Source organism: Pseudomonas sp. AO-1, from assembly GCF_019775695.1.
Taxonomy (GTDB): Bacteria; Pseudomonadota; Gammaproteobacteria; order Pseudomonadales; family Pseudomonadaceae; genus Aquipseudomonas; species Aquipseudomonas parakoreensis.
The window spans coordinates 512,374-526,007 of record NZ_CP079947.1 but is presented as its reverse complement, the minus strand read 5'-3'; the positions used below and the strand labels follow the sequence as shown (position 1 = coordinate 526,007).

Below are 13,634 nucleotides of genomic sequence, written 5' to 3'. Positions count from 1 at the left end.
TTCGATTTCCTCAGGGCCTGCCCATCAGCGTAGCCGCTCAGCCAAGAAACAACTGATAGGCCGGGTTTTCGCTTTCATCCCAATATGGGTAACCGATTTCTTCCAGCGCCGCCGGCACCAGATGGCGCTCGTCATGCGGTACTTGCAGGCCCGCGACCACCCGGCCATCTGCCGCACCATGGTTGCGGTAGTGGAACATCGAGATGTTCCAGCGCCCGCCGAGCTTGTTGAGGAAGTTGAACAGCGCGCCCGGACGTTCCGGGAATTCGAAGCGGAACACCACTTCGTCGATCACGTGCGCCGCATGGCCGCCCACCATGTGACGAATGTGCAACTTGGCCAGTTCGTTGTCGGTCAGGTCGAGTACCGGGAAACCCTGCTCGGTCAGGCTCGCCAGCAGCGCGCTGCGCGGGTCGTTTTCCGGGTGCGTCTGCACGCCGACGAAGATGTGTGCTTCGCTGCCGGTGTTGTAGCGATAGTTGAATTCGGTGATCTGGCGCTTGCCAATCGCTTCGCAGAAGGCTTTGAAACTGCCGGCCTTCTCAGGAATGGTCACGGCGATGATCGCCTCGCGACCCTCGCCCAGCTCGGCGCGCTCGGCGACGTGGCGCAGGCGGTCGAAATTGACGTTGGCTCCGGAGTCGATGGCGACGAAGGTCTGGCCACTGACGCCGCGCAGTTCGACGTACTTCTTGATCCCGGCCACGCCCAAGGCGCCGGCAGGTTCGGTGATCGAGCGGGTATCGTCGTAGATATCCTTGATTGCCGCGCAGATCTCGTCGGTGCTGACAGTAATCACTTCGTCAACGTAGTCTTTGCAGATATCGAAGGTGTGCTGGCCGATCTGTGCCACCGCCACGCCGTCGGCGAAGATGCCCACGGTCGGCAGTACCACGCGCTCACCGGCGGCCATGGCCGCTTGCAGGCAGTTGGAGTCGTCCGGCTCGACGCCGATGACCTTGATGTCCGGGCGCAGGTATTTCACGTACGCCGCGATACCGGCAATCAGACCGCCGCCGCCGACCGGCACGAAGATCGCGTCCAGCGGTTGCGGGTGCTGGCGCAGAATTTCCATCGCCACGGTGCCCTGCCCGGCAATGGTGTGCGGATCGTCGTACGGGTGGATGTAGACGTAGCCCTTTTCATCGACCAGTTTCAGCGAGTAGGCCAGCGCTTCCGGGAACGAATCGCCGTGCAGCACGACTTTGCCGCCGCGCGAACGCACGCCTTCGACCTTGATCTCCGGAGTAGTCTTGGGCATCACGATGGTCGCTTTCACGCCCAGCACTTTCGCCGCCAGCGCCAGACCCTGCGCATGGTTGCCCGCCGACGCGGTGACCACGCCACGGGCGCGCTCTTCGTCGGTCAGCTGGGTCAACTTGTTGTAGGCGCCGCGAATCTTGAACGAGAACACCGGCTGCAAGTCTTCACGCTTGAGCCAAATGTCATTGCCCAGCCGCTCGGAGAGCTGGCGAGCGTTCTGCAGCGGGGTTTCTACGGCAACGTCATAAACGCGCGAGGTGAGGATCTTTTTGACGTACTGTTCGAGCATCGGAAAGCATCACTGGCGATTGGGCGGGACCGACGAGTCTAACCCGGCTTTTGCCCGGGCGACCACACTGAACAGGGGGTTTTAGCCGGGGCGAACAGTTTGTGATGTAAACCTCATTGTGGTGAGGGGATTTATCTCCGATCGGCGGCTCAGCCGTCGTCAACCTGAGAGCGCAATATTTGCGAGGGGTGCTGGGAGCGCTTCGCCCTCCATCGGGGATAAATCCCCTCACCACAGGAGTTTTCGCCGGGCATGGGGGCTATAATGCCGGCCTTTCCGAACTCACCTTGCCCGCTTCCGGAGCCCGCATGACCCAGGATCAACTCAAACAGGCAGTGGCTCAGGCCGCCGTCGACTTCATCCTCCCGAAACTCGATGACAAGAGCATCGTCGGGGTCGGCACCGGCTCCACCGCCAACTGCTTCATCGATGCGCTGGCCCAGCACAAGGGCGCGTTCGATGGCGCGGTCGCCAGTTCCGAAGCCACTGCCGCACGCCTCAAGGGCCACGGCATTCCGGTGTATGAGCTGAACACCGTCAGCGACCTGGAGTTCTACGTCGACGGCGCCGACGAGAGCGACGCTCACCTAAACCTGATCAAGGGCGGCGGCGCGGCCCTGACCCGCGAGAAGATCGTCGCGGCCGTGGCCAAGACCTTCATCTGCATCGCCGACGCCAGCAAACTGGTGCCGGTGCTGGGCGAATTCCCGCTGCCGGTCGAAGTGATCCCGATGGCCCGCAGCCACGTCGCCCGCCAACTGGTGAAACTGGGCGGCGACCCGGTGTACCGCGAAGGCGTGCTGACCGACAACGGCAACATCATCCTTGACGTGCATAACCTGCAGATCACCAACCCGGTGGAGCTGGAGGCGCAGATCAACGCGATCGTCGGCGTGGTCACCAACGGTCTGTTCGCGGCGCGCCCGGCGGATCTGCTGTTGCTGGGCACCAGCGAAGGTGTGAAGACGCTGAAGGCTGAGTAAGTCAGCCGCCCACCAGTTATGGGCAGGCGAGTAAACCTGTGGGAGCTGGCTTGCCAGCGATGAGGCCGTCAGATTCAACAACAATGTTGACTGACAGGCCGCCATCGCTGGCAAGCCAGCTCCCACAGTGTTTTGTGGTGTTAGTTAAGGCTGTGCAGGTTTCTTGAAGACGTAAAACAGATTCGGCTCACTCACCAGATACAACGTTCCGTCATCATCCATCGCCATGCCTTCGGCTTGCGGCACGCTCTTGTGCAAACCCTGCCGGCCCTTGTTCAGCGACAAGGTGCTCAGCGGACGTCCATCAACATCCAGTTCCAGAATCAGCCCCGACTCGTCGGACAGCGCCAACAAATGGCCGCTGCGCTCGTCGTATTGCAGGCTCGACAGATCGCGCACGAACATCCCCGCATCGCGCTTGGGATTATTGATCACGTGCACCGCGTAGGATTTTTCTGGATTGAAGTGCGGAAATCCGTGCACTTCATAAATCAGCATCGGGTCGCGCTCCTTGGCCACGAACAGGCGTTTGCCCACCGAGTCATACGCAAGGCCCTCGAAGCCCTTGTTGCCGCTCATGTGCACGCCAAGTGTCATCTGTTCGGCATCCGCCGCATCGAGGAAGGTCGTGTCCTGCTCAAGATGCACCTTGATCAGCCGTTGCTCTCGCTCGTCGGTGATCACATAGGTGTCGGCACTGATGAACTCCACCGCTTCGGCATCGCCAAAGCCGATCAGTGCGATGCGCCGCAGGAGCTTGCCGTCGAGCGACAACTCGACCAATTCGGCGTGCTTATTGGTCACGGTGAACAGGCTTTTGCGCAGCGGATCGTAGGTCAACGCCGACACATCGTCGTTCAGCCCGTCGATGACCCTGGCCTCGACCTCGACCCGGTACTGATCCAGACCGATGGCCTGGCTGCTTAGCGGTTGCCACACACTGTGCAGGTTGAACCAGGCGCGCTCGAACAGGCGCAGGTATTGGCCGATCGCGATCAACGCGATCAGGGCAATCACTGACAGGATGGCAAACAGGGGCTTGGGACGGGCAAGTCGACGCATTCAGGCAGGCTCGGGATCAAAACAGGCGGATGAAATATCACGCCTGTCTGAACTGAAGCTTAATGGCCACTTGCCTCAGGCCACAAGACGCCCCTGTGTAGGAGCTGCCGCAGGCTGCGATCTTTTGATCTTGAAAACAAAAGCAAAAGATCGCAGCCTGCGGCAGCTCCTACATGAGGATTAGTGAAAGGTGGTTATTTCTGCTTTTCGAAGCGATAGAACAGGTTCGGCTCACTGACCATGTACAGCGTACCCGCGTCGTCCATGGTCACGCCTTCGGCGCGGGGAATGGTGCTCTTCAAACCGTTGAAGCCGCCCAGCAGGGTCATGAAGCTGACTTGCTCGCCCTTCTCGTCCAGCTCCAGCAACAGATGCGAATCAGCGGACAGCACCAAGGTGTGGCCGGTACGCGGGTCGATGGCCAGCGCCGAGAGGTTGCGGATATCCAACTCATCATTGACCAGCTTCTGCTTGTCACCCTTGAGGATCTGGCTGCCGTCGCTTTTCCAGGTGAACAGCGCCGGCGGCCGCTCTTCGCCCAGCAGCAACTGCTGGTTGCGCGGATCCCAGGTGATTGCCTCAAATGCCTTGTTCTGGTTTTTCGACGGACCGAGGTCGTATTTCGGGAAATCGGCGATATTCAGTTCGCGGGTATTGGCATCGACCTTGACGATGGTCAGCAGATGGTCGCGCTCATCGACGATCGCCATCAGGCCGTTTTCCAACACGGTCACGCCTTCCGGATTGCTCCAGCCCACCAGCGGCATCTTGCGTAGCACATCACCCTGCAGGGTCAGTTCGACCAAAAACGGGTTCTTGCCCATCACTGAAAACAGGGTTTTGGTCTGCGGGTTGTAGGACAGGTCAGAGGCCTCGTCCTTTTCCATGCCCGGCAGCAGTTTGCCGTCGATGACCACACGATAGTCCGGCAACCAGATGCTCGCTTTTTGCTCGGCCTGGCTTTCGAAACGCTCGCGCAACCAGAGCAGGCCACGGTCGTCCCAATGCATGGCAAACGCCAGGCCATACGCGGCGGCAAGCACCAGCAACAGCCAGACATACCAGCGCAGGGCAAAACGTGAGCGACGAGGAGGATTGAGCTGTGTTTGAGCTGACATCAGGGACGCGTTCCGAAAATTCAGGCTATGGGTAATAGCACAAAGAGGCCGGCTCAGACGCCAGAATGAGAGGAATTATCCGGACAGAATGTGAAAAAAACGGCAAATGGCGGGATTGCCGTGCGCTGCCAGCCATCTTCCGGGCACCACAAAGCAATGTGGGAGCGAGCACTGTGGTGAGGGGATTTATCCCCGATGGGCTGCGAAGCGGCCCCAAAAACTGGGACTGCTGCGCAGGCCATCGGGGATAAATCCCCTCACCACAACAGGCTCGCACACAGGGTGTTACCGTTTCGCGGTCAGCACACGCTGCTGCTGAAGCGGCTCGCGCCAACCAGTTCCAGCACGATGTCGTCGCCGACGTTCAGCGGGCCGACGCCCACTGGTGTGCCGGTGAGGATCACGTCGCCGGCCTGCAGCGAAAAGCAGCCGGCCATGTGCTGGATCATCGGCACGATCGGGTTGAGCATCGCGCTGCTGTTGCCGTCCTGACGCACTTCACCGTTGATGGTCAGGCGAATGCCGATGTCGGTCAGGTCTGGGAACGTGCTGCCGACCACGAACGGCGCGATCACCGCCGCGCCGTCGAACGACTTGGCGATTTCCCATGGCAGGCCCTTGGACTTGAGCTCGGCCTGCTTGTCGCGCAGGGTCAGATCCAGCGCCGGAGCGAAACCGGAGATCGCATCCAGCACTTCTTCGCGGCTCGGTTTGGTCGACAGCGGCTTGCCGATCAACACGGCGATTTCCGCTTCGTAGTGCACCGAGCCGCGCTCGGTCGGAATGCTGAACCCGCCTTCCAGCGGCACCACGCAACTGCCCGGCTTGATGAACAGCAACGGTTCGGTAGGCACCGGATTGTCCAGTTCCTTGGCGTGTTCGGCGTAATTACGGCCAATGCACACCACTTTCCCGATCGGGAAGTGAATGCGCGTGCCGTCGACGTACTGGTGCTGATAGCTCATTTACCGACTCCTGCCTTCATTGATTCAGGGGATTGCCAATCAAACCGCGAAGATCTTGCCCGGGTTCATGATGCCGTTCGGGTCGAACACCGCTTTGACCGCCTTCATGTACTCGATTTCGACCGGCGAACGGCTGTACGTCAAGTAGTCGCGCTTGGTCATGCCCACGCCGTGTTCGGCGGAGATCGAACCGTTGTATTTCTCGACGGTTTCGAACACCCACTTGTTGACGGTCGCGCACTTGGCGAAGAACTCGTCCTTGCTCAGGTTATCCGGCTTGAGGATGTTCAGGTGCAGGTTGCCGTCACCGATATGGCCGAACCAGACAATTTCGAAATCCGGGTAATGTTCACCGACGATCGCGTCGATTTCCTGCAGGAATGCCGGGACTTTCGACACGGTGACCGAAATGTCGTTCTTGTACGGCGTCCAGTGCGAGATCGTCTCGGAGATGTACTCGCGCAACTTCCACAGGTTGTGCAGCTGGGTTTCGCTCTGGCTCATCACGCCGTCCAGCACCCAGCCCTGCTCGACGCAGTGTTCGAAGGTTTCCAGCGCGGTGTTGGCCACTTCTTCGCTGGTTGCTTCGAATTCCAGCAACGCATAGAACGGGCACTCGGTGTCGAACGGCGCCGGTACGTCGCCACGGCCCAGCACTTTGGCCAGGGCCTTGTCGGAGAAGAATTCGAACGCGGTCAGGTCAAGCTTGCCCTGAAAGGCATGAAGCACCGGCATGATCGAGTCGAAGTCGGCGGTGCCGAGGACCATCGCGGTGAGGTTTTTCGGCGCGCGATCCAGACGCATGGTCGCTTCGACCACAAAACCCAAAGTGCCCTCGGCACCAATGAATAACTGGCGAAGGTCGTAACCGGTGGCGTTCTTGATCAGGTCTTTGTTCAGCTCCAGCACATCACCCTTGCCGGTGACCACTTTCAGGCCAGCGACCCAGTTACGGGTCATGCCGTAGCGAATCACCTTGATCCCGCCGGCATTGGTGCCGATGTTGCCGCCAATCTGACTGGAACCGGCCGACGCGAAGTCCACCGGGTAATACAGGCCGTTTTCTTCGGCGACGTTTTGCAGGTGTTCGGTGACCACGCCGGGCTGGCACACGGCGGTGCGATCGGTAAGGTTCACGTCGAGAATCTGGTTCATGTAGTCGAACGACACCACCACTTCGCCATTCGCGGCGACGGCGGCGGCGGACAGCCCGGTGCGCCCGCCCGACGGCACCAGCGCCACTTTGTGGGTATTGGCCCAGCGGACGACGGCCTGCACCTGCTCGATGGTCTTGGGAAACACGATGGCGCTCGGCGCGGGCGCGAAGTGCTTGGTCCAATCCTTGCCGTACGCATTCAGGGAGTCGGCGTCGGTCAGGACCTTGCCAGGCTCGACCAGGGTCTTCAGTTCATCAATCAGGGCAGGATTGGTCATCGACAGAACTCTCGAACAATTCATGGTCATCCTGAAGACGCTTCACGTCGCAGGAATGAGTGTTTCGCGGGGTGGCTATGCTAGCATACCGACCCCGCAGGCCAGTGCCCAAGGCCAGTTCTGCGGTGACGGCTTTCTTGCCGTGCGGGTCAGCTCCAGGCTGCTCCCCTCCCTGCCATTTTTCTCCGGGATACAGGTTTACGCAGATGAGCAAGACTTCTCTCGATAAGAGCAAGATCAAGTTCCTTCTTCTCGAAGGCGTCCACCAATCGGCTGTCGACGTCCTCAAGGCGGCGGGCTACACCAGCATCGAATACCTGACAGGCTCCTTGCCGGAAGCCGAGCTCAAGGAAAAGATCGCTGATGCTCACTTCATCGGCATTCGTTCGCGCACCCAACTGACCGAAGAGATCTTCGATCACGCGAAGAAGCTGGTCGCGGTCGGCTGTTTCTGCATCGGCACCAACCAGGTTGACCTGAGTGCTGCCCGCGAGCGCGGTATCGCCGTGTTCAACGCGCCGTACTCCAACACCCGTTCCGTCGCGGAACTGGTGCTGGCCGAAGCGATCCTGCTGCTGCGCGGCATCCCTGAGAAAAACGCGTCCTGCCACCGTGGCGGCTGGATCAAGTCCGCAGCCAACTCCTTCGAGATCCGTGGCAAGAAACTCGGCATCGTCGGCTACGGCTCGATCGGTACGCAGCTGTCGGTTCTGGCGGAAGGCTTAGGGATGCAGGTGTTCTTCTACGACACCGTGACCAAGCTGCCGCTGGGCAACGCCACTCAGGTCGGCAACCTGCACGAGCTGCTGGGCATGTCCGACATCGTTACCCTGCACGTTCCGGAAACCGCTGCGACCCAGTGGATGATCGGCGAGAAGGAAATCCGCGCCATCAAGAAGGGCGGCATCCTGATCAACGCCGCGCGCGGTACCGTGGTCGAGCTGGACGCCCTGGCGGACGCGATCAAGGACAAGCACCTGATCGGCGCGGCCATCGACGTGTTCCCGGTGGAGCCACGCTCCAACGACGAAGAGTTCGAAAGCCCGCTGCGTGGCCTGGACAACGTGATCCTGACCCCGCACATCGGTGGTTCGACTGCCGAAGCCCAGGCCAACATCGGTCTGGAAGTGGCGGAGAAACTGGTCAAGTACAGCGACAACGGTACTTCGGTGTCGTCGGTGAACTTCCCGGAAGTGGCCCTGCCGGCTCACCCTGGCAAGCACCGTCTGCTGCACATCCACGAGAACATTCCGGGTGTGATGAGCGAGATCAACAAGGTCTTCGCCGAAAACGGCATCAACATCTCCGGTCAGTTCCTGCAGACCAACGAGAAAGTCGGTTACGTGGTGATCGACGTCGACGCCGAGTACTCGGAGCTGGCGCAAGAGAAGCTGCAACACGTCAACGGCACCATCCGTAGCCGCGTGCTGTTCTGATCGAACGCCGAGCAATGAAAAAGGGAGCCTTCGGGCTCCCTTTTTCATGCACCGCCGGAAACTTATTTGACGTTGACGGTGATTTTCTTCGAGACGATTGGCGGATCGAACGGCATGTGGCCGCTGTCGCCCAGTTCCAGCTGCAAGGTGTGCTTGCCCGGGGCCAGTTTGATCGTGGCCTCGGTCTGCGCCTTGCCGAAGTGCATGTGATTGGCGTCATTCGGAATCGGTGCGCCCGCCGCCGGCATTTGGTCGACGTCGATCAGCAGGTGATGGTGACCGGTGTTTTTGGTAACGTCACCGGCCGGTGCCAGCGCAACGTCCTTGACCCCGAACTTGACCTTGAACTCCTGAGAAACCGTGGCCCCGTCTTCGGGAGAAACGATGAACACTTCGGCACCTTTAGGCGCCGGGGTCGCTGCACTGGCCAGCACTGAAACACCCATCAACAGGCCAGCCAAGGCTGCTCGTGACATAAACGTTTTCATTCTCTTCTCCAGTTTTTCCGTAAAATCCGCGCGGTCATGACAACTTCATGACCATTCGTTGTCGAAGGCACTCGACAACCATAGCAAAGCGAGCCTGACTCAGAGCATCGCAATAATGATTTCAAAGGAGTGACCATGCGCCTTCTGCCTGGCCTGATCTGCCTGCTACCCCTTCTGAGCCCTCTGGCTCACGCCGAACTGATTGATGACGTCAACGACCGTGGCGAGTTGCGCATTGCCCTTGAGGCTAATACACCGCCCTTCAATTTCAAGGATGGCGACACACTCACGGGGTTCGAGGTCGAGCTTGGGCAACTGCTGGCCAACGAGCTGGATGTACGCGCCGACTTCATCGTCACCGACGAAGCCGACCTGCTCCAGGGCGTTGAAAGCGGCAAGTACGACGTCGCGCTCAACCACATAGCACTGACACCTGAACTCAAGGATCGTTTCGACTTCAGCGAGCCTTACGGCAAGGTCGACTCGCAACTATGGGCGAAGAAAGATGAGCAGCCACGGCCAATGGTGCTGGTGCAGGCGCTGACCGAAGAGAAGCCGAAAGCGACCCCGGTGGAGCTGGCGATTCCGTTTCAGAAGGGTAATCCGGCATTTCACGCCAGCCTGGAAGGTGCGTTGCAGCGGATCAAGGCCGATGGGCGGTTGGCGGCGTTGTCCGCGAAGTGGTTCACCGAACCGTAGGAGCTGCCGCAGGCTGCGATCTTTTGATCTTGATTTTGAAGATCAAGAGATCGCAGCCTCGTTTCACTCGACAGCTCCTACAGGGGGTTTGTGGTGGGCTTTTAGTCGAGGTGGGCCAGGGCCATGGAGGCCTGAGAAAGTTCGAGTTCACTGAAGACTTGAACCCCATGGCGTTTGAGCAGCGCAGCCGTCACGCCTTCTCCCGAGACCTTCACCCCACTGAACGTCCCGTCATAAGTCAGCAGATTCCCGCAGGAAGGGCTGTTGGCCTTGAGCACCGCGACGCGGATGCCATGCTTTTGTACCAGTGCCAGCGCCTGCCGCGCGCCGTCGAGAAACTGCGCGCTGACGTCCTCGCCTTCGGTGGTGATCACCGCCGCCTTGCCATCGAGCACGTCGGTGCCCTGCCCGCCCGGGATTTCCGCCGCGGCACGCGGGGTCGGCAAACCACCGGCCACTTCCGGACACAGCGGCACTACACGGCCTTCGGCGATCCACTGTTCGAGCAGATCGAACGGCCCGCTGGCCCCGCCGTCGTAACGCACGCGGTGGCCCAACAGGCAACGGCTGACCAGAATCTTCTGCATCTCAGAACGGCTCGTTGCCACGGCGACGAAACCAGCCGGTCAGCGACAGGCGCTCGCGCTGCGCCGGCAACACTTCATGCGGTACTTCGCCAGAGAGGAACACCACCAGGCAGCCGCCTGTGGGTTGCACGTCATGCACCCGGTCCTCGCTCAGGTACATGCGCAACTGACCGCCGTCTTCCGGCAGCCAGGCGTCATTGAGGTAGACCACCGCTGAGACCATGCGCCGGTCATCGTCGCGAAAACGGTCGACGTGCTTGCGGTAGAACGCGCCCGGCGGATACAGGGCGAAGTGGCACTCGAAATCCTCAAGCCCGAGGAACAACCCGCGATTGAGCGCCTCGCGCAGACTCTCCATCAGATTCAGATAACGGTCGCTGGCCTCGGCCTGGCCCGGGTCGATCCACTGGATGTGGTCGCCACGAATGCCCTCGCGAATCTCCGAAAACGGCCCACGGCCTACCGCCGCCGGCGCCAGTTCGCCCTCGGCCTCACGTTTGCGGCACTCGGCCGCCAGCTCACGGGTCAAACCCGCGGGCAGGAAAATGTTCTGCTGCGACCAGCCATGCTCGGCCAGGTCGTCGACGATGCGTAACAGCAGCGGGTGTTCAGAGGATATTTGCATGGCGCGCATAGTATGCCGGCGGCAGGAAATCCGACAGAGCCACGCGGCGGCTTGATACGAATTCTCGACAAGTACCGGCACCGCACGGAGAATAGTCCGCTGCTGACAGGAGTCCCTATGCGCCGTTTGCTTTTTTCACTGTTGATGTTCTGCGTTTTGCCCGCCTGGGCGGACGGCCACGATCAGCTGTACAAGATCGCCGGCTGGCCAGATCAACGTGCGCATTTCAACGATGCCCTGAGCGCCGCACAGCAGCGCTACCAGAACAACCTGCCACCGGCGGTGTTCCAGGCCCTGGTCAATAACAGCAACCAGCGCTTCGCCCCCCAGGCCATGGATCAGCGTGCCGAAGCGCAGCTGCGCCAGCACCTTGCCGATCCACAACCGGCGCTGACCTTTTTTCAATCGCCGCTGGGCAAGAAAATCGTCGCCGCTGAATTGCTCGCCACCCGTCGCGATCAACTGGCGAAGAACGCCAAAGGCTTGCCGAAGATGCAGGTCAGCGACAGCCGTCTGCTGATCATCGGCCATCTGGCGCAAGCCCTGCCGGCGCGCGAGGCCGGCGCCGAAGTCAGTCTGGCGATTGCCGGCGTGGCGGCGGACAGCCTGAGTTCGATGATCCCCGGCCTGCTCGGCGGCGGTCAGGCGCAAGGCATGTTGAACGGTCAGCGCCAGCGCCTGATGGAGCAGATCGGCGCCGATTTGAACAACACGCTGCTCTACGTTTATCGCGATCTGTCGGATGATGAACTGGAGCAGTTCGCGACTTTTGCCGAATCCACTGAGGGCAAGGCGTATTACCAGGCGGCGCTGGCAGCGATCCGGGCGGGGTTGGCGGTGGGGCAAAGCTCCTCGAACCTTGGCCAGTAATCTTTATCGCCTTTCAGACCGCCATCGCTGGCAAGCCAGCTCCCACAAGGATTTTCATCTAATACAGAGTTTGTGAACGCCGGAAAACCTGTGGGAGCTGGCTTGCCAGCGATGAGGCCAGCAAATCCCCTAGAGATTCCGCCCCCTGATCCGCTTGTTCAGAAACTCGAAATACTCCTCGCGCATCTCCAGCGTCTCATTCGCCAGATGATGCCGCGCCTCTGGCAGCAACAGAATCTGCGGCCGGTCGAATTTCCACTTCAGCACCTGCAAGTTGTGCTGCCAGTCCACGGTCATGTCCGCCTGCCCTTGAATGATCAGCGGCCGTCGCGGACTTTTTTTCGCGTGTTCGACGCGGATGATCCAGCGCGACAGTGCACCGACCCACGCGGTCGGCAAGCGCTTTGGCTGCAACGGGTCGGCTTGCAGAAACGGCAGGAAATCCGGGTCGTTGGAGTTCTCGCTGAAGCGCCGGGCGATGCCTCGCACGAAAGGTCTGAGCAGGTAATAACTGAGCTGCGACCAGCCCCAGGCGCGCGGACGTACCAGCGGCGCCAACAGAATCAAATGGCCTTGCGCCGGGCTGCCCTCGCCATGATTGAGTACATGGTCGACGACGATCGCGCCGCCGGTGCTTTGCCCGCACAGGTGCCAGGGTTGCGGCAGGGCAATCGAACCGGCTTCGGCGAACAGCGCCTGCAAGGCGTCCTGATATTCAGAGAAATCACGGATGCTCGCCCGCGGCCCACTCGACAAACCATGCCCCGGCAAGTCGCAGGCAATAACAGCAAAATCCTGATCCAGTGCCCACTCGATCACATGCCGATACAGCCCGGTGTGATCGTAAAAACCGTGCAGCAGAAACAGCGTGCCCTTGACCTTCTCCGGCCACCAGCAATGGCTGACCAGCTCATACCCGTCCACTTCGAACCGGCCCATGCCGCGCCAGACATCGCGCTCGGGGAAGTCGGTTTTATAAAACCGCTGATACGCTTTCGCCTCATCCGACAACGGCTGCCACTGGGCCAAAGGCTTGAGGCTGGCGCGTAAATGATCGGCATCGAAAGTGTCAGGCATGCGGGTATTCCAAAGCGGTAAACATACTTTATCGGCCTGCGATATTCATCTGTTGCGGCAAGCATGGCAAGCTAGCCCCCCTTCGAGGATCGAAAAACCATGCGCTCGCCCTACCGCACCGCACTGTTTGCCAGCCTGCTCGCGCTTGTGTGTGCCGGAGTGCTGTGGGCGGCGTATGACTGGTTTCAAGGGCGCTATCTGCGTGCGTTCAGTCAGCACACCGCGGTGTTTTCCGGTGATTCGCTGCGCCTGCCAGATGAACTGGCCGGTCCCGGCAAAATCCGCCTCGTGCACTTCTGGGATCCGGCCTGCCCATGCAACGTCGGCAATCAACAGCACCTGACGGAAATGGTCGAGCAGTTCGGTCCGCGCGGTGTGGAATTCTTCGCCGTGCAAAAAGCTGGCAGCCACGGCCAGTTGCCCGCGACCCTGAGCAATCTGAAAAACATCACGGTGTTGCCCGGTTCCGAGCAGGTACCGGCCAGCCCCGCCGTGGCGATCTGGGACCGCAGCGGCAAACTGGCGTACTTCGGCCCCTACAGTGAAGGCCTGACCTGCAACTCCAGCAACAGCTTTATTGAACCGATCCTCAACGCGCTGATGGATGATCGACCGGTCAACGCCACCCACACCCTGGCGGTCGGTTGTTACTGCCCTTGGCCGGTGGTGGTGCAGTAAGGCATTCCGGACTTTTCGAGGACAGCGATGCACGGCACGGAAGGTCTGTGCTAATTGTTT

General features: G+C 60.4%; 14 protein-coding genes. 5 read left to right on the top strand and 9 right to left on the bottom strand.

Annotated elements, in window-relative coordinates; all coding sequences use genetic code 11:
- Positions 1 to 37: 37 nt before the first annotated feature.
- Positions 38 to 1,552: a threonine ammonia-lyase, biosynthetic gene (ilvA, locus tag KVQ82_RS02465; RefSeq protein ID WP_041072159.1), complete on the bottom strand. Its 1,515-nt coding sequence runs from the start codon at positions 1,550 to 1,552 to the stop codon at positions 38 to 40.
- Positions 1,553 to 1,860: 308 nt separating this feature from the next.
- Here ilvA and rpiA point away from each other — a divergent pair, with 308 nt between their 5' ends.
- Positions 1,861 to 2,535: a ribose-5-phosphate isomerase RpiA gene (rpiA, locus tag KVQ82_RS02460; RefSeq protein WP_041072157.1), complete on the top strand. Its 675-nt coding sequence runs from the start codon at positions 1,861 to 1,863 to the stop codon at positions 2,533 to 2,535.
- Positions 2,536 to 2,679: 144 nt separating this feature from the next.
- Here the strand turns inward: rpiA and KVQ82_RS02455 are convergent, their stop codons facing one another.
- The 4 genes from KVQ82_RS02455 to KVQ82_RS02440 all read right to left on the bottom strand — a co-directional run bounded on the left by KVQ82_RS02455 (position 2,680) and on the right by KVQ82_RS02440 (position 7,114).
- Positions 2,680 to 3,597, bottom strand: coding sequence for an SdiA-regulated domain-containing protein (locus KVQ82_RS02455; protein WP_222017854.1), 918 nt, complete (start codon positions 3,595 to 3,597; stop codon positions 2,680 to 2,682).
- A 194-nt stretch (positions 3,598 to 3,791) separates the two neighbouring features.
- Positions 3,792 to 4,715, bottom strand: coding sequence for an SdiA-regulated domain-containing protein (locus tag KVQ82_RS02450; protein ID WP_222017852.1), 924 nt, complete (start codon positions 4,713 to 4,715; stop codon positions 3,792 to 3,794).
- 299 nt (positions 4,716 to 5,014) lie between these two features.
- On the bottom strand, positions 5,015 to 5,680 hold the full coding sequence (locus tag KVQ82_RS02445) for a fumarylacetoacetate hydrolase family protein (protein ID WP_222017850.1): 666 nt from the start codon (positions 5,678 to 5,680) through the stop codon (positions 5,015 to 5,017).
- A gap of 39 nt (positions 5,681 to 5,719) precedes the next feature.
- Positions 5,720 to 7,114: an FAD-binding oxidoreductase gene (locus tag KVQ82_RS02440; RefSeq protein ID WP_121182511.1), complete on the bottom strand. Its 1,395-nt coding sequence runs from the start codon at positions 7,112 to 7,114 to the stop codon at positions 5,720 to 5,722.
- A 206-nt stretch (positions 7,115 to 7,320) separates the two neighbouring features.
- On the opposite strand from KVQ82_RS02440, the gene serA reads away from it, so the two are divergent.
- Complete coding sequence (gene serA, locus KVQ82_RS02435; RefSeq protein WP_003229219.1) at positions 7,321 to 8,550, top strand: phosphoglycerate dehydrogenase; 1,230 nt, start codon at positions 7,321 to 7,323, stop codon at positions 8,548 to 8,550.
- Between the two features lie 62 nt (positions 8,551 to 8,612).
- Here serA and KVQ82_RS02430 read toward each other — a convergent pair whose 3' ends face one another.
- The gene (locus tag KVQ82_RS02430) at positions 8,613 to 9,038 is read right to left on the bottom strand and encodes a DUF4399 domain-containing protein (protein ID WP_041072147.1); all 426 of its coding nucleotides are present in this window, start codon (positions 9,036 to 9,038) and stop codon (positions 8,613 to 8,615) included.
- A gap of 135 nt (positions 9,039 to 9,173) precedes the next feature.
- On the opposite strand from KVQ82_RS02430, the gene KVQ82_RS02425 reads away from it, so the two are divergent.
- A complete protein-coding gene (locus KVQ82_RS02425; RefSeq protein WP_041072145.1) occupies positions 9,174 to 9,737 on the top strand; it encodes a transporter substrate-binding domain-containing protein in 564 nt (187 codons plus the stop codon).
- Between the two features lie 101 nt (positions 9,738 to 9,838).
- On the opposite strand, the gene KVQ82_RS02420 is transcribed toward KVQ82_RS02425, so the two are convergent.
- On the bottom strand, positions 9,839 to 10,324 hold the full coding sequence (locus KVQ82_RS02420; protein ID WP_222017848.1) for a DUF523 domain-containing protein: 486 nt from the start codon (positions 10,322 to 10,324) through the stop codon (positions 9,839 to 9,841).
- A 1-nt stretch (position 10,325) separates the two neighbouring features.
- The gene (locus KVQ82_RS02415) at positions 10,326 to 10,958 is read right to left on the bottom strand and encodes a 2OG-Fe(II) oxygenase (RefSeq protein WP_041072141.1); all 633 of its coding nucleotides are present in this window, start codon (positions 10,956 to 10,958) and stop codon (positions 10,326 to 10,328) included.
- A gap of 108 nt (positions 10,959 to 11,066) precedes the next feature.
- Here KVQ82_RS02415 and KVQ82_RS02410 point away from each other — a divergent pair, with 108 nt between their 5' ends.
- Positions 11,067 to 11,819 (top strand): DUF2059 domain-containing protein, encoded by a 753-nt coding sequence (locus tag KVQ82_RS02410; RefSeq protein WP_198759714.1) that lies wholly within the window; start codon positions 11,067 to 11,069, stop codon positions 11,817 to 11,819.
- Positions 11,820 to 11,948: 129 nt separating this feature from the next.
- Here KVQ82_RS02410 and KVQ82_RS02405 read toward each other — a convergent pair whose 3' ends face one another.
- Positions 11,949 to 12,896, bottom strand: coding sequence for an alpha/beta hydrolase (locus KVQ82_RS02405; protein ID WP_222017846.1), 948 nt, complete (start codon positions 12,894 to 12,896; stop codon positions 11,949 to 11,951).
- Positions 12,897 to 12,995: 99 nt separating this feature from the next.
- Between KVQ82_RS02405 and KVQ82_RS02400 the strand changes: the two genes are divergently transcribed.
- The gene (locus KVQ82_RS02400) at positions 12,996 to 13,574 is read left to right on the top strand and encodes a DUF6436 domain-containing protein (RefSeq protein ID WP_041072135.1); all 579 of its coding nucleotides are present in this window, start codon (positions 12,996 to 12,998) and stop codon (positions 13,572 to 13,574) included.
- Positions 13,575 to 13,634: the final 60 nt, after the last annotated feature.

Bases quoted from the DNA above. Each gene is read 5' to 3' on its own strand.
- KVQ82_RS02420 (WP_222017848.1), bottom strand. From the start codon at position 10,324: ATGCAGAAGATTCTGGTCAGCCGTTGCCTGTTGGGCCACCGCGTGCGT.
- KVQ82_RS02445 (WP_222017850.1), bottom strand. From the start codon at position 5,680: ATGAGCTATCAGCACCAGTACGTCGACGGCACGCGCATTCACTTCCCG.
- ilvA (WP_041072159.1), bottom strand. From the start codon at position 1,552: ATGCTCGAACAGTACGTCAAAAAGATCCTCACCTCGCGCGTTTATGAC.
- rpiA (WP_041072157.1), top strand. From the start codon at position 1,861: ATGACCCAGGATCAACTCAAACAGGCAGTGGCTCAGGCCGCCGTCGAC.
- KVQ82_RS02450 (WP_222017852.1), bottom strand. From the start codon at position 4,715: ATGTCAGCTCAAACACAGCTCAATCCTCCTCGTCGCTCACGTTTTGCC.
- KVQ82_RS02430 (WP_041072147.1), bottom strand. From the start codon at position 9,038: ATGAAAACGTTTATGTCACGAGCAGCCTTGGCTGGCCTGTTGATGGGT.
- KVQ82_RS02400 (WP_041072135.1), top strand. From the start codon at position 12,996: ATGCGCTCGCCCTACCGCACCGCACTGTTTGCCAGCCTGCTCGCGCTT.
- KVQ82_RS02440 (WP_121182511.1), bottom strand. From the start codon at position 7,114: ATGACCAATCCTGCCCTGATTGATGAACTGAAGACCCTGGTCGAGCCT.
- KVQ82_RS02455 (WP_222017854.1), bottom strand. From the start codon at position 3,597: ATGCGTCGACTTGCCCGTCCCAAGCCCCTGTTTGCCATCCTGTCAGTG.
- KVQ82_RS02405 (WP_222017846.1), bottom strand. From the start codon at position 12,896: ATGCCTGACACTTTCGATGCCGATCATTTACGCGCCAGCCTCAAGCCT.
- KVQ82_RS02415 (WP_041072141.1), bottom strand. From the start codon at position 10,958: ATGCGCGCCATGCAAATATCCTCTGAACACCCGCTGCTGTTACGCATC.
- KVQ82_RS02410 (WP_198759714.1), top strand. From the start codon at position 11,067: ATGCGCCGTTTGCTTTTTTCACTGTTGATGTTCTGCGTTTTGCCCGCC.
- KVQ82_RS02425 (WP_041072145.1), top strand. From the start codon at position 9,174: ATGCGCCTTCTGCCTGGCCTGATCTGCCTGCTACCCCTTCTGAGCCCT.
- serA (WP_003229219.1), top strand. From the start codon at position 7,321: ATGAGCAAGACTTCTCTCGATAAGAGCAAGATCAAGTTCCTTCTTCTC.